Here is a 25,162-nt window from a genome sequence, read left to right on the forward strand (position 1 = left end):
CAGGGAAACAGACTCCTTGCCGGCAGAGAGCCGCCGGCCGGTGTAAGGCGGTGCGGGAGCTGTGGAGGATCACCCCGGAGCAGGCGGCTGAAACCATGGGGAGTAAGCACGCACGGGTTCTTCCCGTTACAGAGGGCTGCATTGCTTGGATGCAGAAAAGCGGCCGCGGGGTTTCCTGCGGCAATTAGAGTGGTACCGCGAGCGATGAGCCCGTCTCTATCTTTTTGCAGATAGAGACGGCTTTTTTATTTCGGCAGCCTGGCAGAAAAGCGGCGGGTACCGGGCATGATAAGCGTGAACAATGGAGAGAATTGGAGGAATTTTCATGAAGTTGACCGGGGCACAGATTATTATGGAATGCCTCTTGGAGCAGGGGGTCGACACGGTGTTCGGATATCCGGGCGGCGCGGTGCTGAATATTTACGATGCGCTCTATGAGTATCAGGACCGCATCCGGCATATTCGGACGGCGCATGAGCAGGGGGCGGCACATGCAGCCGACGGCTATGCGCGCTCAAGCGGTAAAACCGGTGTTTGCATTGCCACCTCGGGGCCTGGCGCGACCAACCTGGTGACAGGAATTGCCACCGCTTACATGGACAGCATCCCGGTCGTAGCGATTACGGGAAATGTGACGCGGGACCTGTTAGGGCTGGACAGCTTTCAGGAGGTCGATATTACCGGCATTACAATGCCGGTTACCAAGCACAACTACATTGTCAAGGATATCCGGGATCTGGCCTCCATTTTGCGAGAGGCTTTTCAGATTGCGAACAGCGGGCGTAAGGGCCCGGTGTTGGTTGATATTCCCAAGGATATTACGGCCCAGACCTGTGCCTACGAAAAGCAGCCCCCGCTCCCGCTGGCTGAGTGTGGCCTGCCGCCTCAGGAGCGCTTAGCTCAGGCGCTGGAGCTGTTGAACCGGGCGGAGCGGCCCTTTGTTTACTGCGGGGGAGGCGTTGTGCTGTCGGAGGCCTCGGAGGCCCTGTCGGCATTTGTAGAAAAGCTGGATGCGCCTGTTTCGTGCAGCCTGATGTGCCAGGGCGGTTTTGATCAGGCCAGCCCGCGCTACATGGGAATGCTCGGTATGCATGGCACCAAGACGGCGGCGCTTGCTATTCAGAATTGCGACCTCTTTATCGCGGTCGGCACGCGCTTTTCGGATCGCGTTCTGTGCAACGCCGGGCTTTTTGCCCGCCATTGCCCTATTCTGCAAATTGATATTGATTCCGCAGAGTTCAATAAAAATATTGAGGTAGATCTGCGGCTCAGAGGCGACGCCAAGGAAATTTTGAACACATTGCAGGGAATGCTGGAGACAAAGGATCATCGCGCGTGGATGGCGGACGTCGCGTCATGGAAGCAGGCCTATCCGCTGCGGCAGGTGTCTCCTAGTCAGGATGGCGTGACGCCTCAGGAGGTGCTGGAGACGCTGAACCGCCTGACGGGATCGCAGGCTATCATCGCAACGGAGGTAGGCCAGCACCAGATGTGGGCCGCACAGTTTTATACCTACCGCACACCGCGCCAATTCATCTCCTCCGGCGGCCTGGGGACAATGGGCTTTGGGCTCGGAGCCGCTATCGGCGCCCAGGTGGCAAACCCGGGCAAGCGGGTGGTAAACATTGCGGGGGACGGCAGTTTTCACATGAACTGTAATGAGCTTTCAACCCTTGCGGCCAACCAGATCCCTGTCATTGAACTAGTTTTCAACAATACAGTGCTCGGCATGGTCCGGCAATGGCAGAAGCTGTTTTATGAGAACCGCTTTTCTCAGACGGACCTGGACCATACAACGGACTTTCCGCTGCTGGCAAAGGCCTTCGGCGTCAAGGCGCTGGTCATTGAAAAGAAGGCGGATATCGAGCCTGTGCTGCGCGAGGCACTGGCGGGCGGCGTGCCGGTATTGATTGATTGCCGCATCGACCGCGATTTAAATGTTTTGCCGATGGTACCCGCGGGCGAGTCGGTGGAAAACCCGATTTTAGAGATGTAAGGGGGATTTGGTGTGGAAAATATTGTGAATGAAAACCCTGCCGGGGAAAAGGAATATATCTTATCGGTTCTTGCCAGGAACCGTGCGGGTGTGCTGCTGCGCATAGCGGGGCTTTTCAGCCGGCGCTGCTATAACATCCTCAGCATTGTTGCGGCGCAGACGGAAAACACCGAATATTCCCGGATATTAATTGTAGTCTCGGGGGATGACCGGATTGTACGGCAGGTCGACAAGCAGCTCAGCAAGCTGGTGGATATTGTACAGGTAGATGTACTGGAACGGGAGAAAACAGTGGTGCGGGAGCATTTGCTGCTAAAGGTCAAACGAACGCTGGAAAACAGCGAGCGCCTGGTAGAGATTGCCAACGTGTTCCATGCAAATATTCTGCATGTGGAACCGGATTCAATGATTGTGGAGCTCACCGGAGATGCGGACAAGCTCAATTCTTTTATTGAGCTTTACAATCCTTATCAGGTCTTGAAAATTTTGCGCACGGGCGCAATGGCAATGAAAAAATAAAGGCCGCGGCGCAGCTACGGCTTGTAAAGGTTAGGAGATTTGCTATGGTCACGTTGGATAAAGTGTATCACGCCGCATATGTTTTGAAGGATGTCATCCGTAAAACGGACCTCATCTACGCGCCTAAAATCAATCCCGAGGCCCAGATCTATTTAAAAACGGAAAATTTGCAGATTACGGGTTCCTTTAAGGTGCGGGGCGCTTACTACAAGATCTCGCAGCTTTCCAAGGAGGAGCGAGAAAAGGGCGTCATTGCCTGTTCGGCAGGAAACCATGCCCAAGGGGTTGCGCTGGCAGCTCAAAAGAGCGGAATCCCGGCCTTGATTTGTATTCCGGATGGCGCGCCGATTTCCAAGGTGGAAAATACCAAGAGCTATGGTGCGCAGGTAGAGCTGGTCAAGGGCGTTTATGATGATGCCCACCGCCGTGCCTGTGAATTGCAGGAGCAGAGCGGAAGAACTTTTATCCATCCTTTTGACGACCCGGATGTGATTGCCGGACAGGGAACCATCGGGCTGGAGCTGCTCGACCAGCTGCCGGATGTAGATGCGGTGATTGTGCCGGTCGGCGGCGGCGGCTTGATTTCCGGCGTGGCCTTTGCAATCAAGTCGTTAAACCCCAACTGCAAGGTCTATGGAGTGCAGGCCAGCGGCGCCGCCAGTATGAAGGAGGCCATTTCCCACCATCAGATTGCGGCCCTGGAGCGTGTCAGAACCTTTGCAGACGGCATCGCGGTGAAATGCCCGGGGGATTTAACCTATGAAATGGTCAATCAATATGTGGATGACGTTGTCACGGTGACCGACGATGAAATTGCGACGGCTATTTTAACCTTGATTGAGCAGCACAAGCTGATCTCGGAGGGAGCGGGCGCCGTTTCCGTGGCGGCGGCGATGTTCAATAAGGTCGATGTCAAGGGTAAAAGGGTGGCCTGTCTGGTCTCCGGCGGCAACATCGACGTAACGATTTTATCCCGTGTAATCAACCGCGGCCTGCTAAAGGCAGGCCGGCTGGTCGACCTGACTCTGGAGCTGGATGATAAGCCCGGCCAGCTTAAAGAGGTGGCAGGGATCATTGCAGACCTGGGCGGAAATGTCGTGCATGTACGCCACGACCATGGCGGCGAGGACACCGACATCGGCGGCTGCTACCTCAGCATTCAGATGGAAACGCGGAACAATGAGCATGTAGAGGAAATCCGGCGGGCTATCTCTGAGGCAGGATATAAAATTATCAAGTATTTGTAAATAGATATGATTACCAATAAATAAGGAGTGTGTCAATTATGAAAGTGTATACTACCGAAAAGGCGCCGGCCGCAATCGGGCCCTATTCTCAGGCTATTGAGGCGAACGGTTTTCTTTTTGCAAGCGGGCAAATCCCGATTGTTCCGGCAACAGGAGCGCTTGCAGCGGGGGATATTACCGTGCAGGCTGAACAGGTTATGAAAAATGTCGGCGCGATTTTGCAGGCCGCCGGCGCGGATTATACCGATGTGGTAAAGACCACCTGCTTTTTGGCTGACATGGAGGATTTTGCTGCGTTTAATGAGGTGTATGCAAAATATTTTACCGGGAAGCCAGCGCGCTCCTGTGTAGCGGTAAAGGAGCTGCCTAAAAAGGTGCTTTGTGAAGTGGAGATAATCGCCGTTAAGAGAACAAACTAAAACAGCGGGTACAATAAAAAAGGATTGCCGCGGCGAATGCCGGAGCAATCCTTTTTTATTGTACGGTAGAAGTTCTAATTATTCCTCGCTGAACATATCTTTTCCTACGCCGCAGAGCGGGCAAACCCAGTCTTCAGGCAGGGCATCAAAAGGTGTTCCCGGCGCAATTCCGTTATCCGGGTCTCCGACAGCGGGGTCATATACATAACCACAGGCATTGCAAACATATTTATCCATTGTAATAACACTCCTTTGTTTAAGTACCAATTATAGTGGTACACCAAAATTTTCTAATCTATCAAAAGTATAATCGATGAAGGGCTAAAAGTCAATAGAACCCGGCTTCTAAAATACGCTTTACGAAGCTGCAGCCCTTCAGTGCTCCTCGTTGTAATCTTCCACAATACCGGGTAAGGTATTCGCGAAGACCTGTTCTTTTTTCAGCAGATACCCAAACTTCAATAAACGGATGAAGCCGCCTAAACCGTTTCCCTTAATTGCGGCCTGAACGGCGCGGCCTTCCCGTCCGTCCTCAAACTCTTTTACTTCAATACAAAAACTCCTGAAACCACAGCCCTCTAAGGCATAGTTCAAAACTCTGCCAGCGGCAATGGCCTTCCCCAAATTGATTTTCAATGCTTCTCACTCCTACAGGTGAATAAAAATCACAAATTTACAATACTATAATACCGCTAATTCCGTTAATAATCAAGTAAAATTTTGTCATATTTTGGGATTTATCCAGAAAAAGCAATTTAGTTGAAATTTAACAGTCCCTCTTGGTGTTGTTGCATAAAATTTTAGTCTTTATATAACACAACAGAAGATTTTGATATTTTCATAAAAATGTTCTACAATATTTTGTCCTTGGTTCTGGTCATAATGAATCGCTTAAATACATATATTAGCATGGACACGCCAATAACGAGGATGGAGGTTGATCAAAGTTGGATTGGGAAACACTTAATTCGACAGAATGTGTGAATATACTTAACGCTGACACTCGAAGAGGATTGAGTGACCGGGAAGCACAAAAAAGACTGAAGAAAAATGGAAAAAATGAACTGATACCGCCTAAGAAGAAAAACCTGCTGCTGCGCTTTTTGTCTCAATTCTCCGATTTTATGGTAATTATCCTTTTAATTGCCGCGGCAATATCCTTTGTTACCTCTTATCTTCAGCAGGATGCCGATTACATAGACTCCATCATTATTCTGGTTATCGTTGTCCTCAATGCGTTCATTGGGCTGGTACAGGAGAGCCGGGCGGAGAAGGCGATTGAAGCGTTAAAAAAAATGAGCTCCCCGCATGCCTGTGTGCTGCGGGGTGGCAAGCTCCGCAATATTCCTGCCTCCGACTTGGTAACGGGGGATCTTGTCCAGCTGAAAAGCGGAGATATGGTACCGGCGGACATTCGCCTGCTCGAAAGCCATGACCTTCGATGTGAGGAAAGCGCTCTGACGGGCGAAAGCCTTCCGGTTGAAAAAAATGCTGCCCAGCGCTGTCCGGCGGGAACTGCACTGGGGGATCGCAAAAATATGCTGTTTTCTTCCTCTGTACTGACGGCTGGAAACGGAACAGGTGTCGTCGTGGCTACCGGAATGGACACACAGGTGGGGAAAATTGCGGGAATGCTCTCTGCACAGGAGGCGCCTAAAACACCGTTGCAGCTAAAGCTGGCCCAAACAGGGCGCTGGCTGGGGCTTGGCGCCCTGGCGATCTGCGCCGTAATCTTTGTGATGGGCCTGCTGCAAAGAGTACTGCCGCTCGACATGTTTCTCATTTCCATCAGCCTGGCGGTTGCGGCAATCCCCGAGGGGCTGCCCGCGGTCGTGACGATCGTACTGGCGGCCGGCGTAAAACGGATGGCGGCGAAAAAGGGGATTGTCCGGCATATGCCGGCGGTGGAAACATTGGGAAGCGCCAGCGTAATCTGTTCAGACAAAACCGGGACCTTGACACAGAACCGAATGACCGTTACGGAGCTATGGACGGCTTCCGGTACGGCCGGAATTTCTTCGGCAGATGGGCAGCGTGTGCTGGCATTGTCGGCGCTGTGCAATAACAGCACGCAGCAAAACGGCCACTACCTGGGGGAGCCCACAGAAACGGCCTTGGCAGAGGCTTGCCGGACAGATAAATCCGAGCTGGACCGCCAATATCCGCGGGTGATGGAAATTGCGTTTTCCTCCTCCAGAAAAATGATGACTACGGTTCACCGCCTTCCGGATGGACGTTTTCGCATCATCTCCAAGGGGGCGCCGGATGTTTTGCTGGGCCGCTGCCAGCATACGGGTGTAACAGCACAGGCCGCGCGAAAAAATGAGGAGATGGCACGCCGTGCGCTGCGGGTAATCGGGGTTGCCGTACGGGACGTAGCCAACCTGCCGCCGCGCCGGGAGGATTGTGAGCAGGGTCTGTCCCTGCTTGGGCTTGTAGGTATGATCGACCCGCCCCGGCCCGGTGTGAAGGAAGCGGTGGAAACCTGCAAGCAGGCTGGAATACGTCCGGTTATGATTACCGGGGACCATCAGGCGACAGCCTCTGCCATTGCCGGGGAACTGGGCATTTTGACAGAACGCTCCGCAGCTATAACGGGAAAGGAGCTGGACGCCCTGCCGCAGCAGGAGCTGGAGAAAAGAATTTACGATTATACCGTCTTTGCCCGCGTTTCTCCGGAACACAAGGTGCGGATTGTCAAAGCTTTTCAGGCCCGTGGCGAGGTGGTGGCCATGACAGGGGACGGAGTAAATGATGCACCGGCGCTGAAATCCGCAGATATCGGCTGCGCCATGGGGCGCGGCGGGACGGATGTGGCGAAGGAAGCAGCCGACCTGATCCTTGCGGACGACAATTTTACCACCATTGTCGCTGCGGTAAAAGAAGGCCGGGGTATCTATGATAATATTAAAAAAACGATTCATTTTTTGCTGTCCTGCAATATTGGTGAAATTCTGACGGTATTTGTCGGTTTTTTGCTGGGCCTTCCGACGCCGCTGCTGGCGATACAGCTTTTATGGGTGAATTTGGTCACGGATTCGCTCCCGGCCCTGGCGTTGGGCGTGGAGCCGATTGAGTGGGATATTATGAAGCGCAGCCCGGCAAAAAAAGGGGAAAGTGTGTTTGCCGGAGGAATGGGATATAGCATATTGGTAGAGGGCTGTTTAATCGGTTCGCTGTCGCTGCTTGCATTTACCATTGGGCGGCTGTTTTTCGATACAGCGCCGGCCAACCCCATTGTAGGCAGAACAATGGCTTTTGCGGTGCTGTCGCTGGCGCAGGTTGCGCATACGTTTAACATGCGGAGCAGGGGTCGGGAAGGGAAGGCGGCGGAAAGCCGCGCAACACGGCGCAGCCGGTTGGGCGCCGCGGCGGCGATCTGCATCGCGCTCCAGAGCATGGTGATTATTTTCCCGCCGTTGGCGGCGATTTTTAAGGTTATGCCGCTAAGCTTTGGGCAGTGGGCTATTGTAGCGGGGCTTTCGTTGCTCCCGCTGCTGTTGGGGGAAGTGGAGAGGCGCTGGAATAGGCGGAAAAGAGTTGACTCGGTAAAGCAGCAGGCGCGGTGGCAGCGGTATAAAAAGCCAAGGTAAACGAAAGCTGTAAATTTAGATCAGGCTGCGGGCTACCAAAAGCCCGCAGCCTTTTTTACAGCGAAATAAGGGCGCAGCCCGGCGGGCTACGCAAAAGTCCTTGGTTTTAAGCGTGGTTTGTGGTATGATTCATAGGGACGTTAGGCCGGGGATTATTCGGCGCGCGGCGCCGCAGGCATGCATGTCATTGTTGGGCGCGTTCATGCGGTTCAGGAGCCCGGCATCGTTCAGAATAAAACACGAGATAGGAAGGCTTTCAATATGAAGGATTTTGACGTGGTTGTAATCGGCGCAGGCCCGGCAGGAATTTTTACTGCGCTTGAAATGGACAGGTTGCTGCCTGAAAAAAGGGTGCTGGTGGTTGACTCCGGCAGCAGTATCGATCATCGGGCTTGTCCCGCGCGCACAAGCGGACAGTGCGCGCATTGCAAGACCTGCAGTATTATGAACGGTTGGGCCGGCGCCGGCGCTTTTTCAGACGGAAAGCTTTCTTTGAGCGAAGAAGTGGGCGGAAATGTTACGGATTATCTGCCGCTCGACGAGGTTCGGGAACTGATTCGGTACTGTGATGGCGTTTACCTGCATTATGGCGCGCCGGACAAGGTGTTCGGCGCGCAGAGCAAATTTGCCGAGCAGGTTTCCTACCAGGCACGGAGGGAGAATATACAATTGATTCCCTGTCCTGTCCGCCATATGGGGACGGAGTATTCCTTCGAGGTTCTGCGAAATATGTACCGCTATTTGGAGAATAAGCCCAATTTTGAGTTTAGAGAACGGACCACGGCGGAGTCCATTCTGGTTGAAAACGGCCGGGCTGAAGGAGTCTATCTGGTAGACCGCGCCGGTGAAAAAACACTGGTGCGAGCCCCCTTTGTGGTCGCGGCGCCGGGCCGCGGCGGTGCAAACTGGCTGAACCGTATTGCCCGCCAGAACGGCCTGGCAACTACAAACAATGAGGTGGATATCGGGGTCCGCGTAGAGGTTCCCAATGCAGTGATGGATCATTTGACTAAAAATCTTTATGAGGCAAAATTAGTCTATTATTCAGACACCTTCGAAAATAAAGTGCGGACCTTCTGTATGAACCCGGGCGGGATCGTCAGCGAGGAGCATTATGACACAGGGGACGGAACCCCCGGCATAGCAGTAGTGAACGGGCACTCCTATGCCGATGAAGATAAGCACAGCGACAATACCAATTTTGCCATGCTGGTCTCTACAAGGTTTACAAAGCCCTTTAACCAGCCGATTGAATACGGGCGTTATATCGCGCAGCTCGGCAATATGCTGACCGGCGGCGGCATCATGGTTCAGCGCTTAGGCGATCTGCTGCTTGGACGCCGTACGGATGTTACCCGCCTGAAGAAATCGACAACGGTTCCGACGCTGAAAAATGCGGTGCCCGGCGACCTGTCGTTTGTGCTGCCGCATCGTCATTTGACAAGCATTGTAGAGTCGCTGAAGGCGTTTGATAAATTGGCGCCTGGACTCTATTCGAAAAATACGCTGCTTTACGGGGTGGAGGTCAAGTTTTATTCTTCTAAAGTTGCAGTACAGCCTCATTTTGAGACGGCGATTGAAAACCTATATGCAATTGGAGATGGAGCAGGGATTACGCGCGGCCTCATGCAGGCCTCGGTAACCGGCGTGGTTGTAGCCAGGGACATTGCCGCGAAAGTGTAAGGCCCGGCCAAAGATAAGAGGTAAAAATAAAATGCCTATGATGTGAAAACATCATAGGCATTTTTTATAAACGGATAGCAAGGGCATCCGCATCAAGAATACATGATTTGAGAATAAGTAAACCTATAATCAATTAAATTTTCTGAAGAAAATGGCAGTGCTAATCCCCAGTCAACCATTACTTGAAAAACATTTTCACTATGTCTGTATTTTGTAAATTTACCGGTAACTTCATGCAGAAACGGGCTGTACCGTTCTTAATTAACTATATTCAGAAGCCAAAGTCGTTATTTGCGATATTCGGCTAAAATAATTCAAATATAAACTGTAAATTATACATAATATTTATTATATGCCCTTATTTTAATCTTAATTGTCAAATTTGTCAATGTATTACATAAAATTTTTTAAAAAATATTTAAAAAACTATTATTAAAAAATAATTCTTAAATTATATTCGGAAATTTGGATAAATAAGACTAATTAAAAAATCTTATATAGCTATTTTGACGAATGATGAATTTTGAGTAATATTTTACTTAAAATCGTAATATGCTTTATTGGAATTGCTGAATTTAGCGATAATAAACCCGGTAAATCATCTTCCGGCGAACAAGCTGTTAATATCACTTATGCCGTGTGGCGGACGCTCTGATATGGATCGGGGCGTGTATAGGCTTGGGACTCCATCCCTGGAGGGGAGTTGAATATTATATTTCAGATAGGAGAGAAAAAGATGAAGAAACGTTTTTTGGCAACCGTTTTAGCCGCTGCGTTATCGCTTTCAGCGGTGCTGACAGGCTGTACGACCGGCGGAACGGCATCCGTCAATGACGGCGGCGGCAGCTCGGGAACGGTCTCGGCTGGAAATGAGGCCTGGGACAGCAGCAAGAAGGATAAAATCGTGCTGTCGGTTATCAACAATTACTACACAGCTGGTTGGAAGCAGATGGCTGAAGAGTACATGAAGCTCCACCCGGAGACGGAAGTGGTGGTCGATGTCGTCGCGGATAATGATGCCTATACCCAAAAGGTGACGACTTGGCTGACCTCCGACGATTTGACACAGGCGGCAGACATTATTCATATCAACTTTGCTTCGGGCCCAATGGGTGGCTATAACGTCATGTATGAAAAGGACATGATTTACGACTTTAACGACATGATGGATGAAACGAACCCCTATAACGGCGGTAAAAAGGTCAGCGAGGCCTTTAACAAGGATGATTTGCCCCTGCTGCAGGACCTGGGCAAACAATATGCCTTGCCGTTTGATTTTGTCGGGGTCGCAATTATGTACAATAAGGATATCCTCGATAAAAACAACATAGCGGTTCCGACAACGAACGAGGAGTTGGTAGCCGCTTGCACTAAGCTGAAGGAGGCCGGCTTTGAGGCGCCGATTGCAGCGACCTCGGAGGCTTCATGGTACCTCTCGTCCATAGCAGACGCGGCCTTGCGCGCCAAAGAGCAGGATTTTCTGGTGCAAGCGGGCGACGGCCTTTATGATGCCGCGACCATGTCTGTTAACGACGGCTTTACCTTCAATGAAAATGACTGGACCTGCGACCGTTATACCATTATGAGCGGTGAGCGGATTGCGGCCTATCAAATGGAAAATAAATTCCTCGATGACACAACGGTAGCTGTTTGGGACGAATTTCGCAAGGTCGCTCAGTTCTTCCAGACCAATTATGCCTCTTCTTCCTCCACAGAAGTACTCTCCAGCTTCGAGCTGGGAAATTCCGCATTCCTGCTGTCAGGCTCCTGGAATGTGGGGGTTCTTAACAGCGATATTCAGGAGATGGGCGAAGACGGCTTTGAATGGGGAACCATGGCCTTCCCGAAGTATGAGAACGCTCCGTCCGGGTTCCAGTCTGAACTGCGCACGCTGTACAGTGTCGGCAACGCTATGGGCATTATCAAGACCAATGGTGACGGCGACCATCTCGAGCGTGTAAAGGACTTTTATAAGTTCTGCTACAGCCCGGAAAATTCGCAGAAAATGTTTGAAACAACACTGGCCGCCGGCAATTTTGTCCAGGGCCCTCCGGCAATTATTGGTGTTGAACTGTCGGAAGAGCTTAATAATAAGCTGGCCGGGTTTGTTCAGGAAGGAGCCGTCAAGGGTGATTTTGGCGGCATCGTAGGCCAGGATAAATATCAGACTGCCGACCAGGGCTCCTACATCGAGGCTTTAAATTCCTTCCTGAAGGGGGATCTGACGGCGAAGGAATTTGCGAAAAACTCTCGCCAATCGCCGTGAAGAGCGTTCAGGAAAGCATCGATAAAAATGGTTATGACCTAGACCCAGCCACTAAGGACGAAGTGAAATCTTAAGCGGTCAAGACTCTTTCCTTCCTTATATTTCTGGAGGCGGAGCTTCCGCCTCCAGAAATTTTTAAAAAAAGGCCAATGCCGCGGCAAGGGAGGGCCGGAAGGGCTGCCGGGTTTAGCTGTACGAATCTAAACACAAGTGCGGCAGTACGGTAAAGGAGCTTTTTATAAGGGTTGTTTGGCGTTGACTTGCCTGTACTTTAGAAGTAGAGGAGGTTCTCTATGGTAAAAAAGAAGAAGTTTAGCATAATCCCTTACCTGTTTATAGCCCCCACCTTTGTGCTGGTTTTTATTTTCAGCTATTATGCCATGGGGGTCGCATTTTCTCTTTCCTTTATGGATGCAAGGGTCGGTTTTGAATATTCATTTGCAGGCATTGATAATTACCTGCGGCTGTTTCAGGACGGAACGTTCTGGGCATCTTTTGGAAATCAGGCGGTTATGACGGTGACGTCAGTCTTTAACAGCATCTTTTGGCCGCTGCTGGCCGCGGAGCTGTTGTTTTTCGTCCGCCGGAAAAGAATTGCCAACGTTGTAAAAACCGCGTTTGTCATTCCCATGCTGGTACCGGGGATTGTCAATATATTGACATGGCGCTATTTGTATAACAATGATTTCGGCTTTAATACGATTTTAAAATCCATCGGTTTGGGGTCGCTGGCACATAACTGGCTTAACGACCCGAACACGGCTTTGTGGTGCATCATTTTTATTGGTTTCCCATTCGTATCCGGCTTATATTTTCTCATCTTCCACGCGGGAATCAATAACATTGGCATGGAACTGTATGAAGCGGCTATCATTGACGGGGCCAGCAGTTTCCAGGTCATTACCAGGGTTCATTTACCCAACGTGGTGCCCTACATTAACGTAGTATTCACCCTGTCTCTCATTGGCAGCCTTTCAAATTTCGGCCTGGTCGCAGCGACAACCGGCGGCGGGCCCGGCAATGCGACAATGATTCCCTCCATGCTGATGTACCAGGTTGCTTTTGGCGACAGTGAATTTGGTTATGCTTCCTCGATGGGTGTCATTCTGTTCATCATTATTATGATCGTCACCCTGCTGACCAGAAAAATTTTCAGCAAGAAGGGGGCGGATTAGCACATGGGCGCAAAAACGAAAAAGGGCGTGGGCTTCTGGCTTTCCAGGGTGTTGATCGGCTTCCTGCTGGTAACCACATTCTATCCTTTTCTGCAGCTTCTAAACATGTCGTTCAAGTCCAATCTGAAAATTAAACTGGACTTTCTGGGGTTTCCCAGCCCGGTTAAACTAGAGAACTATGTAAATGCCTGGGGATTTGTTCTTTCTCCCATTCTAAATTCATTGTTTGTCTGTGCGGTTTCTCTGTTTTTAATCCTGTTTATGGTTTCTTTGACGGGGTACGCCTTTGGACGAATGGATTTCAAGGGAAAGAATATCCTGTTTGCCCTTTTGCTGGCGGTACTGATGATCCCATATACTTTGCTGATTGTTCCGAACTACAGCATAATATCAAGCATGGGGCTGCTGAATACATATATGGCATTGATTCTTCCCTACATAGCGGGGCAGCAGATTTTCGGTGTGGTGCTGGCAAGAACCTTCTATTCCTCCTTGCCGCAGGAGATGTTTGAGGCTGCTAAAATAGATGGAGCCAGCGAATTTCAGGTTTATACCAAAATTGCGCTGCCGTTGTCTGTGCCGACGCTGATTACAGTTGGCGTCACCGTTGTTGTGTCGATGTATAACGATTACATCTGGCCGACCCTGGTGCTTACAACGGGCGACCGAATGAAGACGTTTTGCCAGATTGTGTTTAACAATGCGGCCGGAAACGGCGCTTCCGACCTGGGGATGCTGGCGGCCTCCTTTGTGATTGGCACATTGCCGCTGCTTATCATCACCTGCTCCTGCTTAAAATATTATTTGCAGGGTATGCTGGAAGGCGCGGTGAAGGGCTGAAGGCTGAATGCTATTACCCCGGCGGTTCCAATAAAAAGTTGGAACCGCCGGGGTAAATTGTTATCAGTGGATTTATTTGAGGGACGGAGCGTTTACTCCCAGCTCTTCCAAACCTCGGGGCAGTAGCCGACCGTGGCCTTTCGACCGTTGCGGACAATAGGGGTTCGGAAAATTCGCGGATTCTCCAGGAGCTTTTCAGCCTTTTCATCGTCGCTGGCAAGATATTGGAAAAGCAGTGCAGCCTCGTCCTTTGATTTGCCGTCGACAAGCTGGTCGATGCCTCCGACCGCGTTTTTGATGGTTTCAAGCTCGCGTTTCCCCATGCTGTGCAGGGGTAGATCGATAAATTGATAAGAAACACGCCGTTCTTTAAAATAGCGTTCTGCTTTTTTGGTGTCAAAGCATTTGCTTTTGCCGTATATTTGAATATTCACTGAAGCATTCCCCTCATTTGAAAATTGCCGTTTCCGTATTTGAGGCCCCGGAGGTACCTGCGAAGTATTTGCCCTGCCAGCTGCCGCGGCGGATAAGCTCCTTGTCAATTCCGCCGAGAACGGAGATTTTATCGCGGCTCCAGCGAGGTGCAAGCAAAAGACGGCGGTCGCCGTCACCAGTCAGGCGTTCAATCACGGTTTGGGGCGGTAAAAGCTCTAATTGCGAGCACACGAGTGAAATATAGGTTTCCTTCTCCATGAGTTGGATCTTCCCGGCGCGCCAATCCTCAGCGAATGAGGAGCCCTCCAGGATGTGGAGTAGATGCAGCTTGAGGCCGCCGGGGCGCAGGGAAGCGACAAAACGGGCGCTTTCTAACATCATTTCTTCACTTTCGCCAGGCAAGCCGTTGATTAGATGGACGCATATGCGAATGCCGGCAGCAGTCAGCGCCTTATAAGCCGATGAAAATTCATATAGGGTGTGACAGCGGTTGATGCGGCGGGCGGTTTCATCATGGATGGTCTGTAAGCCGAGTTCAACGGTCAGATCGGTACGCCGCGACAGCTCAGCTAAATAGGAAATGAGCGCGGGGCTCAGGCAATCCGCCCGTGTGCCGATGCTGAGGCCGCAGATGCCGGGGACGGTAAGCGCTTCTTCATAAAGCGCTTTTAGCCGCGGAAGTGGGGCATAGGTGTTGGTGTGGTTTTGAAAGTAAGCGATTGCCAGGGCTGACGGCCATTTTTTGCGAATCCGCTGCAGCTCCTGTAGGCACTGCGCCGTAATGGGCGGATACGCGCGGGCAACGGAAGAGGCGCCGGTACAATAGCGGCATCCTCCGCTGCCGCGGGTTCCATCAATGTTTGGGCAGGAAAAGCCGCCCTCGATAACGGCTTTTCCTATACGCACGGGGAATTTGTGCTTCAGATGCTCATACAGGGAATAATAACGTTTTCCGCCGAATGCGGCGGGCGGCGTATATTGGTTTTGCATTAGCGGCCAAATTCAGAGAGCTTTAATTCAGGGTTATGCTCTTCCGCCCAGCGGATGCTCCATTCGTTTGCAAAAATCAAGAGAAGCCGGCCTTTTAGGTCCTGAATACGCCGGGTGTCGGAGGTCAGGTTTAAGCGCTTGGGGTCAAAATCCTCTTCGGTATTTTCAATCCAGCGGATATACTCATAGGGAAGGCCCTCCATGCGAATGTCAACGCCATATTCATTTTTCAGGCGATATTCCAGCACATCGAATTGCAGGGTGCCGACGACGCCGACAATGACCTCCTCCATGCCGCCGCCCAGCTCCTGGAAAATCTGAATAGCGCCTTCCTGGGCAATTTGGGTCATTCCCTTGACAAATTGCTTGCGCTTCATGGTGTCTACTTGCGTAACGCGGTTGAAGTGCTCCGGCGCAAAGGTGGGGATGCCGCCGTACTCAAATTTGCAGCCGGGCGCGACCAATGTGTCGCCTATGGAAAAAATACCTGGGTCAAAAACGCCAATGATATCGCCTGCATAAGCCTCGTCGATAATTTCACGCTCCTGGGCCATCAGCTGCTGAGGCTGGGAAAGCTTGATCTTTTTCCCCCCCTGCACATGGTAAACCTCCATGCCCTTCTCAAATTTACCGGAGCAGATGCGCATAAAAGCAACGCGGTCCCGGTGCGCCTTGTTCATGTTGGCCTGAATCTTAAAGACAAAGGCGGAGAACTCCGGGCGGAAGGGGTCGATCTCACCCTTGTCCGAGGCCCTCGGCAGCGGTGAGGAGGTCATGTTTAAAAATTCCTTTAGAAAGGGCTCGACGCCGAAATTAGTCAGTGCGGAGCCAAAGAAAACGGGTGACAGCCGGCCATGCCGTACCGCGTCCATGTCAAACTCATAGCCGGCGCCGTCCAGCAGTTCTACATCGTCCCGCAGGGCCTGACAGTGGCCTTCGCCGATGAGTGCGGCGAGGCTGCCGTCATTCAGATCCGCCTCGATGATGGGGACCTCCTGTTGGCCGTTTGCTGTGTCGCCGACGGCCTGGAAAGCCAGAATCTCTTTTCGGCCGCGGTCATATACCCCCTTAAATTCCTTACCGCAGCCGATGGGCCAGTTGACCGGGTAGGTCTGAATGCCAAGCTCGTTTTCAATTTCATCAAGCAGGTCGTATGGGCTGCGGGCCTCACGGTCCATTTTATTGATAAAGGTGAAGATCGGAATATCGCGGAGCAGGCATACCTTGAACAGCTTACGGGTCTGCGGCTCAACGCCTTTCGCGGCATCAATAACCATCACCGCGGAGTCCGCGGCCATCAGCGTGCGATAGGTATCCTCCGAAAAATCCTGATGCCCGGGGGTATCGAGAATATTGATGCAGTAGCCGTCATACTGAAACTGCATGACCGAGGAGGTAACGGAGATCCCGCGCTGCTTTTCAATTTCCATCCAGTCGGAAACAGCATGCCGTGCGTTTTTCTTCCCCTTTACAGAGCCGGCTAGGGCAATAGCGCCGCCGTAAAGCAAAAATTTCTCGGTCAAAGTAGTTTTACCGGCGTCCGGATGAGAAATGATTGCAAATGTGCGCCGCCGGGTGATCTCTTGTTTGATGTCTGCCAAGATGGTTCCTCCATATTCTTTTTAAATGTGCGGATAAGCTCAAATATCGTCAATAGCAGTAAGCCGATGGTTTTATATGGGTAGTGACGGCTGGCGGGGCTCGAAAATTGAAGTTCGGCTGTTGCCAGGGGGCCGTTCCCTTTGTAGCAACACGTAGATACCTTTTTATTTTATCCTTTTTTAGCGAAAATTTCCATTGGAGACCTGAACAAGGTTTTACGGGCAATCCTTTTTCTTTCTTCACAAATTACCAGCCTTCCAGACGCAGCTCCTCAGCAAGCGCCTTGAGCGAGCTTCGGGCGGTTCGCCAATCCGGCATAAAATGTGCGACGAGTGCCCAAAAGGCGGGGGAGTGGTTATGCTCTCGGGTATGGCAGAGCTCGTGGAGAATGACATAATCAATGGCCCGAGGCGGCGCCAGAATCAGCCGCCAGGAAAAGCTGAGCGCATTTTTACCGGAGCAGGAGCCCCAGCTGCCCGCGGCAGAGGTGATGCGTACGCCGGTGGGGGTAAGCCCTGTGTGGCCTGACAGTTCCTGAACCCGGGAAAGGATATAGCCCTTAGCAAGCTGTTTGTAAAGCGCGATAATACCGGGCTGCAATTCCCGCAGTGTACCGGGGGGCAGCAGGAAGGCCCGGCCGTCAAAGGCCGGTTGCTGGTTGCTGCGGCTGTCTGCCGGCCAATGTGTTCCCAGCAGTCTTAATTGACGGACCGGACCGGCGAGAAGGGCATCGCGCTGTGACAGCCGCTGCAGCGAGAGCGCCTGTTTTTCGGCAATCCAATCCTGTTTTGAGCGTACAAAGCGCTCAATTAGCTCAGCGGGGGTTTTCAAAGGGGCTCGTACTTCTACATGCCCGTCGGGTAGAACGGTGAGGACCATGGTTTTCCTTTTCGAGCGTTTGATTTGATATTCCATAGATAAGGCTCTCCTTGTTGTCGATCAGGGTTTCATGTTGAGCAGTGCGGCAACGGGGCTGGGTATCGGCTTTTATTCATATATACGAAATATTTTATTCATAAAGTTGCGCGTCAAAAATGTTATATTATTTAAAGAATAAATCAATATTGCTTGGATTTCAAGAAGTGAGGGGTATAACGTGAAAAGATTGACAGTCTGCGCGGTTTTGCTGATGCTGTCTTGTTTAGTGCTTTCGCTCACGGGTTGTAGCAGCAAGCCGGCAGATGTAAAGGAAAGCACCTGGCAGCTCAGCGGTGTTGAGGCGGGTGAGACCAAAATTCCGGAAGGGGTTTTTGATGACAGCCTCCAGGTTGCATTTTTAGAGGACGGCGCCGTCCGGCTGACGTTTTCCGGCCAGGAAACCGGGGGAACCTACCAGCAGAATGAGGATAAGCTGACCATTCAGTTTGACAATGGAGCAACATGGAACGCGACCGTTTCAGGGGAGAAGTTTTCCGTTGATGTTGGAAATAATACCGTGATGATTTTTGCGAAAAAATAAACGGTATTACCGCGATTGAATATGGCAAGGGGGCTGGTGCAGCGCATCCAGCCCCCTTGTTGTATATTTAAATCTATTTTTAGAAGGCTGCAAGCGGTGCAGCGTCATACAATGCTACCGCATGCGGCGTGCCTCATTCACTGCGCCCAAGTAACCAGTCAACGGAGACACCCAGAATTTTTGCCAGGGCAACCAGCTCAAAATCTGTAACAGAACGGATCTGCCCCTCCAGCTTCGATAGGCCGGAGGCATTCATGTCCACCCCATTGACCTGCAGCTGCGCCAGCAGCTCCTTTTGCTTCATGCCGAGCTTTTTGCGAGCAATTTCCACACGGGCGCCGACGAGGTTTCGCGTGCCCAGAGCTTGCTTGCGTAATCTCATTTGAAATGTCCTCCTTTCAGAAAAAATCGGTATTCAGTTGTAAAAAGATAAAAAGCCCTTCACAAGGTGCTTTTGATTTTTAATTAACAAGGTGAAAAAAGCTGTAAACCAGCATGAAAAATGCCGGAGATGAAATAACTTTTTATTCATTATAGTCTTTTTTTGTAAGAATTACAATGAGTATCCTGTATTTTGACAGAGAAATTGGAGAACACAGCGCTTTTTAGCGGAAAGCCTGAGAAAGCCCTTTGTTATTTTGGAAAAAATTTGTTATAATATACCCAATGCCATACAGATGAAGATCGCAGGCATGAATGCTACTTAGTTTGGAGATGCAACCGTAATGGAAAATAAAGCGCTCGGAAAAAATCTTAGCATGCTGACAGATTTCTATGAGATCACAATGGCGAACGGCTACTTTACGAACCACTTTGAAAACACCATAGGCTATTATGACATGTTTTTTCGCAAGGTGCCCAATGACGGCGGGTTCGCAATCATGGCGGGCGTCCAACAGGTCGTCGAGTATATTGAGAACTTAACCTTCACAGAGGAGGATCTGGCATACCTGCGCTCTGTAAAGATTTTTAACGAGCAATTCATTGAATACCTTAAAAACTTTAAGTTTGTCTGTGATATTTGGGCGGTTCCGGAGGGAATGCCCATTTTTCCGGGCGAGCCGATTCTGACAGTGCGCGGCCCGGTTATTCAGGCGCAGCTGGTAGAAACCATGATTCTACTGACCGTCAACCATCAGAGCCTGATTGCCACCAAGGCCAATCGTATTGTGCGCGCGGCCCGCGGCCGTGCCGTCATGGAGTTTGGCTCCCGGCGGGCGCAGGGGGCCGACGGCGCTATTTACGGCGCGCGCGCGGCCTATATCGGCGGCTGCTGCGGAACGGCCTGCACCATCTGCGACCGCGATTTTGGCATTCCGGCGCTGGGGACCATGGCGCACTCCTGGGTACAGCTGTTTGACAGCGAGCTGGATGCGTTCCGGGCCTATGCGCGCGAGTACCCTTCTTCCTGTACGCTTTTGGTGGACACCTATAATGTGCTTAAATCCGGCGTTCCCAACGCCATCAAAGTGTTTAATGAAATTTTACTGCCGCAGGGCTACCGCCCGGCAGGCATCCGCATCGACAGCGGCGACATCACCTATTTGTCGAAAAAGGCGCGTAAAATGCTGGATGAAGCCGGTTTCCCGGATTGTAAAATCTGCGCATCAAACTCCCTTGATGAATATATTATACGCGATATGCTCATGCAGGGTGCCTGTGTGGACAGCTTCGGCGTTGGCGAGCGGTTGATTACAGCCGCGCCGGAGCCCGTTTTTGGCGGTGTTTACAAGCTCAGCGGCATTGAAAAAGCGGACGGCACGATTCTGCCCAAGATTAAAATCAGCGAAAATGTTGCCAAAATCACCAACCCGGGCTTTAAAAGGCTTTGGCGCTTGTATGACCGGGAGACGGGCAAGGCGATTGCCGACGTACTGACGCTTCATGATGAGGTGATTGACGACAGCAAGCCCTATGAAATTTTTGACCCCGAATATATTTGGAAACGGAAGGTGATTACCAATTTCCGCGCCGTGGATATTCGGGAGAAAATTTTTGAGCATGGGCGTTGTGTTGCCCGCTATCACGACCTGAATGAGCTCAAAGAATATTGCGCCGGACAGGTTGGAACCCTGTGGGACGAGGTCACGCGCTTTGAAAACCCACACCGTTATTATGTGGACCTCTCACAACGCCTGTGGGACGAAAAGAACCGCTTGCTTGAGGAGCACGCGGAGTAAAGTGTGTTGACTTTTTAGCGAAATTCAGGTAAACTGAATGCTTGTGAGTAGACCTAACAGCTGCGGGCGAAGCCCTGAAAGGGGTTCGTCCGAGGAAAGTCCGGGCTCCACAGGGCAGAATAACGGCTAACGGCCGCCGGGGGCGACCCTAGGGAAAGTGCAACAGAGATATACCGCCGCTTTTGCGGTAAGGGTGGAAAGGCGAGGTAAGAGCTCACCAGCATGCGGGGAACCGCATGGCTCTGCAAACCCTATTCGGAGCAACACCGTGGAGGGACATGATGCGTCGGCCCGGCGCGTCCCGGGGAGGTGGCATCGAGCTGGCGCGGCGACGCCCAGCCAAGATAGATGGCTGTTCACGACAGAACCCGGCTTATGGTCTGGTCACATCAGAAGGCCCCTGTTTTTTCAGCAGTATTGCTGAGTAAACAGGGGCCTTTTTCCAGGGCGCTTTTTATCAAGTGGCCTTGCAGTACAGCTCGCCGCAGATAATATGAATGTATATGAAATGATTTTTATGAAAGGTTAGGGAAAAGCTATGCTACAAAATAAAATTAGAACACCAGCGGAGATAAAACAATATATGGATGAATTGAAAAAATGGTTGAATGACGAAAGAGAAACGCCCGTAGAAGAAATGTCAAATTTCTTTTCTCAACGAATTAATATTTATGACCATGTCCATCTTGAGCATTGGGCAAAAGAGTATGAGCATATTGCGGATTTTTTTGATAATAATTTGAAAACGCTTCTTGATATTGGTTGTGGTACAGGCTTAGAGCTTGAAGCCATTTATAAGCGGTTTCCGAATATAAATATAACAGGGATTGATTTATCCGAAGAAATGCTTAATAGGCTGAAATCAAAATATCAAGACAAAAATATTGAATTAGTGGCAGCGGACTATTTTGAATATCCCTTTGAAAAAAAACAGTACGAGGCCGCTTTGTCGTTTGAAACACTTCATCATTTTATTTATTCCAAAAAGCAAACTATCTATAATAAATTATTTCAATCAATAAAAAATGGTGGTTACTATATCGAATGCGATTACTTTGCTTGTTGTGACGAAGAAGAACAGTTATGCCTTGAAGAATATGAATATAAACGCAAAAAAAACAATATAGCTGATGATGCTTTTGTGCATATTGATATTCCACTTACTTTTGAACATCAATGTGACTTACTAAGAAATGCAGGCTTTGTGAATATAAAGATTTTATACCAAAATGACAGTACAGTTATTATTCGCGGTGAGAAAAGAACTGGTATTTTTGAATGAAGCAATGGCTGTTATGTTCCTGTCTGTAAAAAATAAAACACGCATAAATTTGTTGAAAAATATAGTGTTGAAAATTTTCCCTTTTTTGCCCCATGAGGAAAGGCGCTAAAGAATAAAGCCTAAAACAAGATACAGCAGCAGGGCTGCGCCGGCAAAGCACAGGGCATAGGGGAGCTGCGTTTTAACGTGGGAGACAACGTTGCAGCCTGTGGAGGAGCAGGACATAATGGTGGTGTCCGAAATGGGGGAGGTGTGGTCCCCAAAGACGGCCCCGCCCGCAATGGCGCCTACAATCAGGGGGATGGGGGTGCCGAAGCTGACAGCCATTGGCAACAGGATGGGCATCATAATGGCGATGGTTCCGGCACTGGTTCCGGTGGAAAAGGAGATGATACAGGTAAAAAGAAACGCGACCGCGGAGAAAACGGCGGGCGCCATAAATCTTGTCAGCAGGGAAGAAAGGTACCCGGCGGTTCCAAGCTGGCTGATCATCCCGCTGAGCGTATAGGCGAGCACCATAATCGCTGCAATGGAGATCATATTGCCGCAGCCGGTTAGGAAGGTGTTGATGCCCTCGCCGATTTTTTGCCGTTTGCTTATTGCCAGATCCACCATTAAATAAACCGCCGCACTGACAATTCCAAAGATCAGGCCGCTTTCGGCATCTCCGGCGGTCATGCTCCCGCCGCCGCTGTATAGGATATAGGCGATGGTGACAACGACCATTACGGCAAGCGGAATGAGCAGGTGGCGGGCTTTGCCGCCGGCTGACGCCTGGGTCTGAGCCGTTTCCGTTGTTTCACCGCCCGTTGCATCTGCGTAGGCCTGCTCGGCTTTTTTCATAGGGCCAAACTCAATACCGAACAGCAGAAACAGGGCGACCCCGGCAACAGCGAGAATACAATAAAAATTGAAGCCGATTGCAGAAACCATTTGCCCGGTTGGGTTCTCAATCCCTTGCGCCTCAATAAAGCTGGCAATATAAGGGCCGTAGGCGGCAATGGGAATGAGAATGGACATCGGTGTAGAGGTGGAATGGACAATCCATGCGTTCTTTTCAGGGGACATGCGGAAGGCTTTCGCCAAGGGGCGGGAGACAGAGCCGGTGAGCATAACGCTGAGCGTTCCGTCTATAAAAATGAGTACGCCGACCAGCCAGGTAAAGAGGGCGGCGCCCTTTTTAGAATGGATCAGCTTCCCTTTTTCAACCATCAGCGTGGTAAAGCCCGATAATCCGCCGGATTTTTCAATCAGGCAGAAGAGGCCGCCCAGCATCAACAGGATGAAGATAATAGAGGTACTGGAGTGGTCGGAGAATACGTTGATCATAGCGTCCTTCAATCCAACCAGGGCGTTCATCGGCTGGTAACCCGCGAGAATCAGATTCCCGGCTAGGAGAGAGGCCAGCAGCGCAATGATGACATTTTTAGTGAGCAGGGCCAGCACAATGGCCAGCAGGGAAGGAATAACGGATAAAATCCCATAATTCATGAGGATGCCTCCCATCAAGGATAGATAAGAATATTATATCGGACTGTAAAATGATAATCAACCTAAACTAAGGTTTCTTATAGATGTTCTCACCGGCCTGTCATTGCGCTTCGTTTTGTGCTACAATGAATTAAAAGCCGGCCCCCTCCCAGAAAGCCGGTGTTTACCGCTTTGCCGCCTTTTCTGCCGGCGCTTTTACGGAGGCCGTGGGTGTTAAAAAGGGGGGCGCTTTTAAAACGCCGAAGATAAGGCAGAGAACAGTTTTGAGAACACGGAAGGCCCCTTTAAATAGAACTTGAGGTGTAGAGATGGAAAATAGACAGTTGGCCGGCAAGGTTTGTGTTGTTACGGGTGGGGCGCTGGGCATTGGGCGCTGCCTTACCCATGTATTCGCCCTACAGGGAGCGGATGTCGCTTTTATCGACCTGAATGCTCAAGCGGGAGCGGAAACTGAACGCCTGTTGATGCAGGAGGGGGCGCGAACCCTTTTTTATGCGGGCGATGTCGCAAAGAAGGAGGAGCTGGAAGCATTTACACGGCGCATCGAGGACTGCTTTGGCGGGGTGGATTTTTTGATTAACAATGCCTGCCTGACTAAGGGCGGTATTCATTCCGGTTGCGGTTGGGAAGAATTTGACTATGTGCAGCGGGTGGGCGTTGTGGCGCCTTATTACCTGACGAAATTATTGCTTCCTCTTTTTAGGCCGGGTGCCAGTATTGTTAATATCAGCTCCACACGGGCGTCAATGTCACAGGCGGACACAGAAAGCTACACTGCGGCAAAGGGTGGAATTGCAGCATTAACACACGGCCTGGCGGTGAGCCTGGCGGGCAGGGTACGGGTGAACGCGGTTTCTCCGGGCTGGATCGATGTGGGGGCCTGCCACGACCCCGGCTACAAGCCTTTGTATTCCCGCGCGGATAAGGAGCAGCATCCCGCGGGGCGGGTAGGAGACCCGGATGACATAGCCCGTGCTGTTCTGTTCCTGTGTGATGAGAGAAACAGCTTCATCACCGGGGCAAACCTTACAATAGACGGCGGGATGACCAGAAGAATGATATATGATGGCGATGAAGGCTGGCGCTATAGGCCTTGAAGGCTTGAAGGGCAGCGCGGGCGCGAGAAAAATTTTGACTGGAAATTATTTTCCTTTATGTTTACCCTCTGCGCGGTTGCTTTTGGCAGTAGTTTTGTCGTCATTCCGTTTATGCGCAAAAAATTTGTCGAGGGTTACCATTGGACTAAAGAAAAGAATGATGGATTGAACGGCGCTCACACAGGCACAGCCGTGCTTAGCCTTTATTTCCTGGGTCCAGGTACGGCTTAAATGGGACAGGCGCCCGGTTATTTTGATAAGGGTATTGTATTTCATAAGTTTGCTTGCTATAATATTTTTAGATGTACTTAGCGAAAGAACACTTTTGGATAAGTGTTCTTTCTTTATAAATGACGGTTTGGGCTCATAGGCGAAGGGAATGAGTTCACACCGGGCTTTTGGAGGTGGAGCGGTGAAGGCGGTCCTACAGCGGGTCCAGCGGGCGAGTGTAGAGGTTACAGGCGAAAGGTGTGCTCAAATCGAGCAGGGCCTAATGATTTTATTGGGAGTCGTTCCGGCGGACCAGGTTAGCGAAGCGGAATTTTTGGCACAGAAATGTGCGCAGCTGCGGATTTTTGAGGACGGCCAAGGAAAAATGAACCGCTCTCTGCTGGACGTGGGCGGTGAGGCCTTGGTGGTTTCACAGTTTACGCTCTGCGCCGATTGCCGCCATGGCCGGCGGCCGGCCTTTACCGGGGCGGCCAGGCCGGAACATGCCAGGCCGCTTTATGAGCAGTTTGTCAAGCGGCTGGCGGAATGTGGCGTCCCGGTTCAAACGGGGCGCTTTGGAGCGGACATGCAGGTGTCCCTGCAGAATGACGGGCCGGTTACTATTATTTTAGACACAGAAGAGATGATGCCCGGAAGGTTGTAAACGACACATAAAAA

General features: G+C 50.8%; 22 protein-coding genes, 1 other RNA gene, 1 pseudogene and 1 other annotated feature (1 of these 25 cut by a window edge). Of the genes and pseudogenes, 16 read left to right on the forward strand and 8 right to left on the reverse strand.

The genetic code is table 11. The features are described from left to right. Window positions 1-221, forward strand: a binding site (T-box leader) (it extends 19 nt beyond the left edge of the window). 104 nt (window positions 222-325) lie between these two features. Genes ilvB through DPQ25_RS11595 form a run of 4 tightly spaced genes read left to right on the forward strand, consistent with a single transcriptional unit; the run spans window position 326 to window position 4,181 of the window. Beyond that, window positions 326-1,996, forward strand: coding sequence for a biosynthetic-type acetolactate synthase large subunit (ilvB, locus tag DPQ25_RS11580; protein WP_112333337.1), 1,671 nt, complete (start codon window positions 326-328; stop codon window positions 1,994-1,996). A gap of 12 nt (window positions 1,997-2,008) precedes the next feature. Continuing rightward, window positions 2,009-2,515, forward strand: coding sequence for an acetolactate synthase small subunit (ilvN, locus tag DPQ25_RS11585; protein ID WP_242978319.1), 507 nt, complete (start codon window positions 2,009-2,011; stop codon window positions 2,513-2,515). A 44-nt stretch (window positions 2,516-2,559) separates the two neighbouring features. Continuing rightward, window positions 2,560-3,762, forward strand: a complete 1,203-nt coding sequence (ilvA, locus tag DPQ25_RS11590; protein ID WP_112333338.1) for a threonine ammonia-lyase — start codon at window positions 2,560-2,562, stop codon at window positions 3,760-3,762. Between the two features lie 38 nt (window positions 3,763-3,800). After that, a complete protein-coding gene (locus DPQ25_RS11595) occupies window positions 3,801-4,181 on the forward strand; it encodes a RidA family protein (protein WP_177577035.1) in 381 nt (126 codons plus the stop codon). 78 nt (window positions 4,182-4,259) lie between these two features. On the opposite strand, the gene rd is transcribed toward DPQ25_RS11595, so the two are convergent. Then, complete coding sequence (gene rd / locus DPQ25_RS11600; RefSeq protein ID WP_112333339.1) at window positions 4,260-4,418, reverse strand: rubredoxin; 159 nt, start codon at window positions 4,416-4,418, stop codon at window positions 4,260-4,262. Between the two features lie 138 nt (window positions 4,419-4,556). Continuing rightward, complete coding sequence (locus DPQ25_RS11605) at window positions 4,557-4,817, reverse strand: hypothetical protein (RefSeq protein WP_112333340.1); 261 nt, start codon at window positions 4,815-4,817, stop codon at window positions 4,557-4,559. A gap of 311 nt (window positions 4,818-5,128) precedes the next feature. Here DPQ25_RS11605 and DPQ25_RS11610 point away from each other — a divergent pair, with 311 nt between their 5' ends. From DPQ25_RS11610 to DPQ25_RS11630, 5 genes are all read left to right on the forward strand, one after another. Beyond that, a complete protein-coding gene (locus DPQ25_RS11610) occupies window positions 5,129-7,774 on the forward strand; it encodes a calcium-translocating P-type ATPase, PMCA-type (protein ID WP_112333341.1) in 2,646 nt (881 codons plus the stop codon). 261 nt (window positions 7,775-8,035) lie between these two features. Further along, window positions 8,036-9,457 carry an NAD(P)/FAD-dependent oxidoreductase gene (locus DPQ25_RS11615; protein WP_112333342.1) on the forward strand — a complete coding sequence of 474 codons (1,422 nt, stop codon included), beginning with the start codon at window positions 8,036-8,038 and terminating at the stop codon, window positions 9,455-9,457. Window positions 9,458-10,193: 736 nt separating this feature from the next. Then, window positions 10,194-11,723, forward strand: a complete 1,530-nt coding sequence (locus tag DPQ25_RS11620; protein ID WP_112333343.1) for an ABC transporter substrate-binding protein — start codon at window positions 10,194-10,196, stop codon at window positions 11,721-11,723. Window positions 11,724-12,016: 293 nt separating this feature from the next. Next, entirely contained in the window at window positions 12,017-12,898 is an 882-nt protein-coding gene (locus DPQ25_RS11625) for a carbohydrate ABC transporter permease (protein ID WP_112333344.1), read from the forward strand. 3 nt (window positions 12,899-12,901) lie between these two features. Further along, window positions 12,902-13,738 carry a carbohydrate ABC transporter permease gene (locus tag DPQ25_RS11630; protein ID WP_112333345.1) on the forward strand — a complete coding sequence of 279 codons (837 nt, stop codon included), beginning with the start codon at window positions 12,902-12,904 and terminating at the stop codon, window positions 13,736-13,738. A gap of 92 nt (window positions 13,739-13,830) precedes the next feature. Here DPQ25_RS11630 and DPQ25_RS11635 read toward each other — a convergent pair whose 3' ends face one another. The 4 genes from DPQ25_RS11635 to DPQ25_RS11650 form a co-directional block, all read right to left on the reverse strand. After that, entirely contained in the window at window positions 13,831-14,172 is a 342-nt protein-coding gene (locus DPQ25_RS11635; RefSeq protein WP_112333346.1) for an arsenate reductase family protein, read from the reverse strand. A 13-nt stretch (window positions 14,173-14,185) separates the two neighbouring features. Continuing rightward, window positions 14,186-15,163, reverse strand: coding sequence for a TIGR01212 family radical SAM protein (locus tag DPQ25_RS11640; protein ID WP_112333347.1), 978 nt, complete (start codon window positions 15,161-15,163; stop codon window positions 14,186-14,188). Beyond that, window positions 15,163-16,764, reverse strand: a complete 1,602-nt coding sequence (locus DPQ25_RS11645) for a peptide chain release factor 3 (RefSeq protein WP_112333348.1) — start codon at window positions 16,762-16,764, stop codon at window positions 15,163-15,165. The genes DPQ25_RS11640 and DPQ25_RS11645 overlap by 1 nt, the downstream gene beginning before the upstream one ends. Before the next feature lie 247 nt (window positions 16,765-17,011). Then, entirely contained in the window at window positions 17,012-17,680 is a 669-nt protein-coding gene (locus DPQ25_RS11650) for a M48 family metallopeptidase (RefSeq protein WP_112333349.1), read from the reverse strand. Between the two features lie 181 nt (window positions 17,681-17,861). On the opposite strand from DPQ25_RS11650, the gene DPQ25_RS11655 reads away from it, so the two are divergent. Then, entirely contained in the window at window positions 17,862-18,224 is a 363-nt protein-coding gene (locus tag DPQ25_RS11655; RefSeq protein WP_146740563.1) for a hypothetical protein, read from the forward strand. A gap of 133 nt (window positions 18,225-18,357) precedes the next feature. Here DPQ25_RS11655 and DPQ25_RS11660 read toward each other — a convergent pair whose 3' ends face one another. Beyond that, window positions 18,358-18,606, reverse strand: a complete 249-nt coding sequence (locus DPQ25_RS11660; protein WP_112333351.1) for a helix-turn-helix domain-containing protein — start codon at window positions 18,604-18,606, stop codon at window positions 18,358-18,360. 343 nt (window positions 18,607-18,949) lie between these two features. On the opposite strand from DPQ25_RS11660, the gene DPQ25_RS11665 reads away from it, so the two are divergent. The 3 genes from DPQ25_RS11665 to DPQ25_RS11675 all read left to right on the forward strand — a co-directional run bounded on the left by DPQ25_RS11665 (window position 18,950) and on the right by DPQ25_RS11675 (window position 21,686). Further along, on the forward strand, window positions 18,950-20,404 hold the full coding sequence (locus DPQ25_RS11665) for a nicotinate phosphoribosyltransferase (protein ID WP_242978320.1): 1,455 nt from the start codon (window positions 18,950-18,952) through the stop codon (window positions 20,402-20,404). A gap of 44 nt (window positions 20,405-20,448) precedes the next feature. After that, window positions 20,449-20,795, forward strand: an RNA gene (rnpB, locus tag DPQ25_RS11670) — RNase P RNA component class A. A gap of 192 nt (window positions 20,796-20,987) precedes the next feature. Beyond that, window positions 20,988-21,686 (forward strand): class I SAM-dependent methyltransferase, encoded by a 699-nt coding sequence (locus DPQ25_RS11675; protein ID WP_242978321.1) that lies wholly within the window; start codon window positions 20,988-20,990, stop codon window positions 21,684-21,686. A 105-nt stretch (window positions 21,687-21,791) separates the two neighbouring features. Here DPQ25_RS11675 and DPQ25_RS11680 read toward each other — a convergent pair whose 3' ends face one another. Continuing rightward, the gene (locus DPQ25_RS11680; RefSeq protein ID WP_177577037.1) at window positions 21,792-23,177 is read right to left on the reverse strand and encodes a Na+/H+ antiporter NhaC family protein; all 1,386 of its coding nucleotides are present in this window, start codon (window positions 23,175-23,177) and stop codon (window positions 21,792-21,794) included. Window positions 23,178-23,485: 308 nt separating this feature from the next. On the opposite strand from DPQ25_RS11680, the gene DPQ25_RS11685 reads away from it, so the two are divergent. From DPQ25_RS11685 to dtd, 3 genes and pseudogenes are all read left to right on the forward strand, one after another. Continuing rightward, window positions 23,486-24,274: an SDR family oxidoreductase gene (locus DPQ25_RS11685; protein WP_112333354.1), complete on the forward strand. Its 789-nt coding sequence runs from the start codon at window positions 23,486-23,488 to the stop codon at window positions 24,272-24,274. Between the two features lie 51 nt (window positions 24,275-24,325). Then, window positions 24,326-24,505, forward strand: a pseudogene (locus DPQ25_RS15345) (hypothetical protein); the annotation flags it as partial. Between the two features lie 181 nt (window positions 24,506-24,686). Then, window positions 24,687-25,148, forward strand: coding sequence for a D-aminoacyl-tRNA deacylase (dtd, locus tag DPQ25_RS11695; RefSeq protein WP_112333356.1), 462 nt, complete (start codon window positions 24,687-24,689; stop codon window positions 25,146-25,148). Window positions 25,149-25,162: the final 14 nt, after the last annotated feature.

It is taken from the genome of Hydrogeniiclostridium mannosilyticum (genome assembly GCF_003268275.1).
GTDB classification, from domain to species: Bacteria; Bacillota; Clostridia; order Oscillospirales; family Acutalibacteraceae; genus Hydrogeniiclostridium; species Hydrogeniiclostridium mannosilyticum.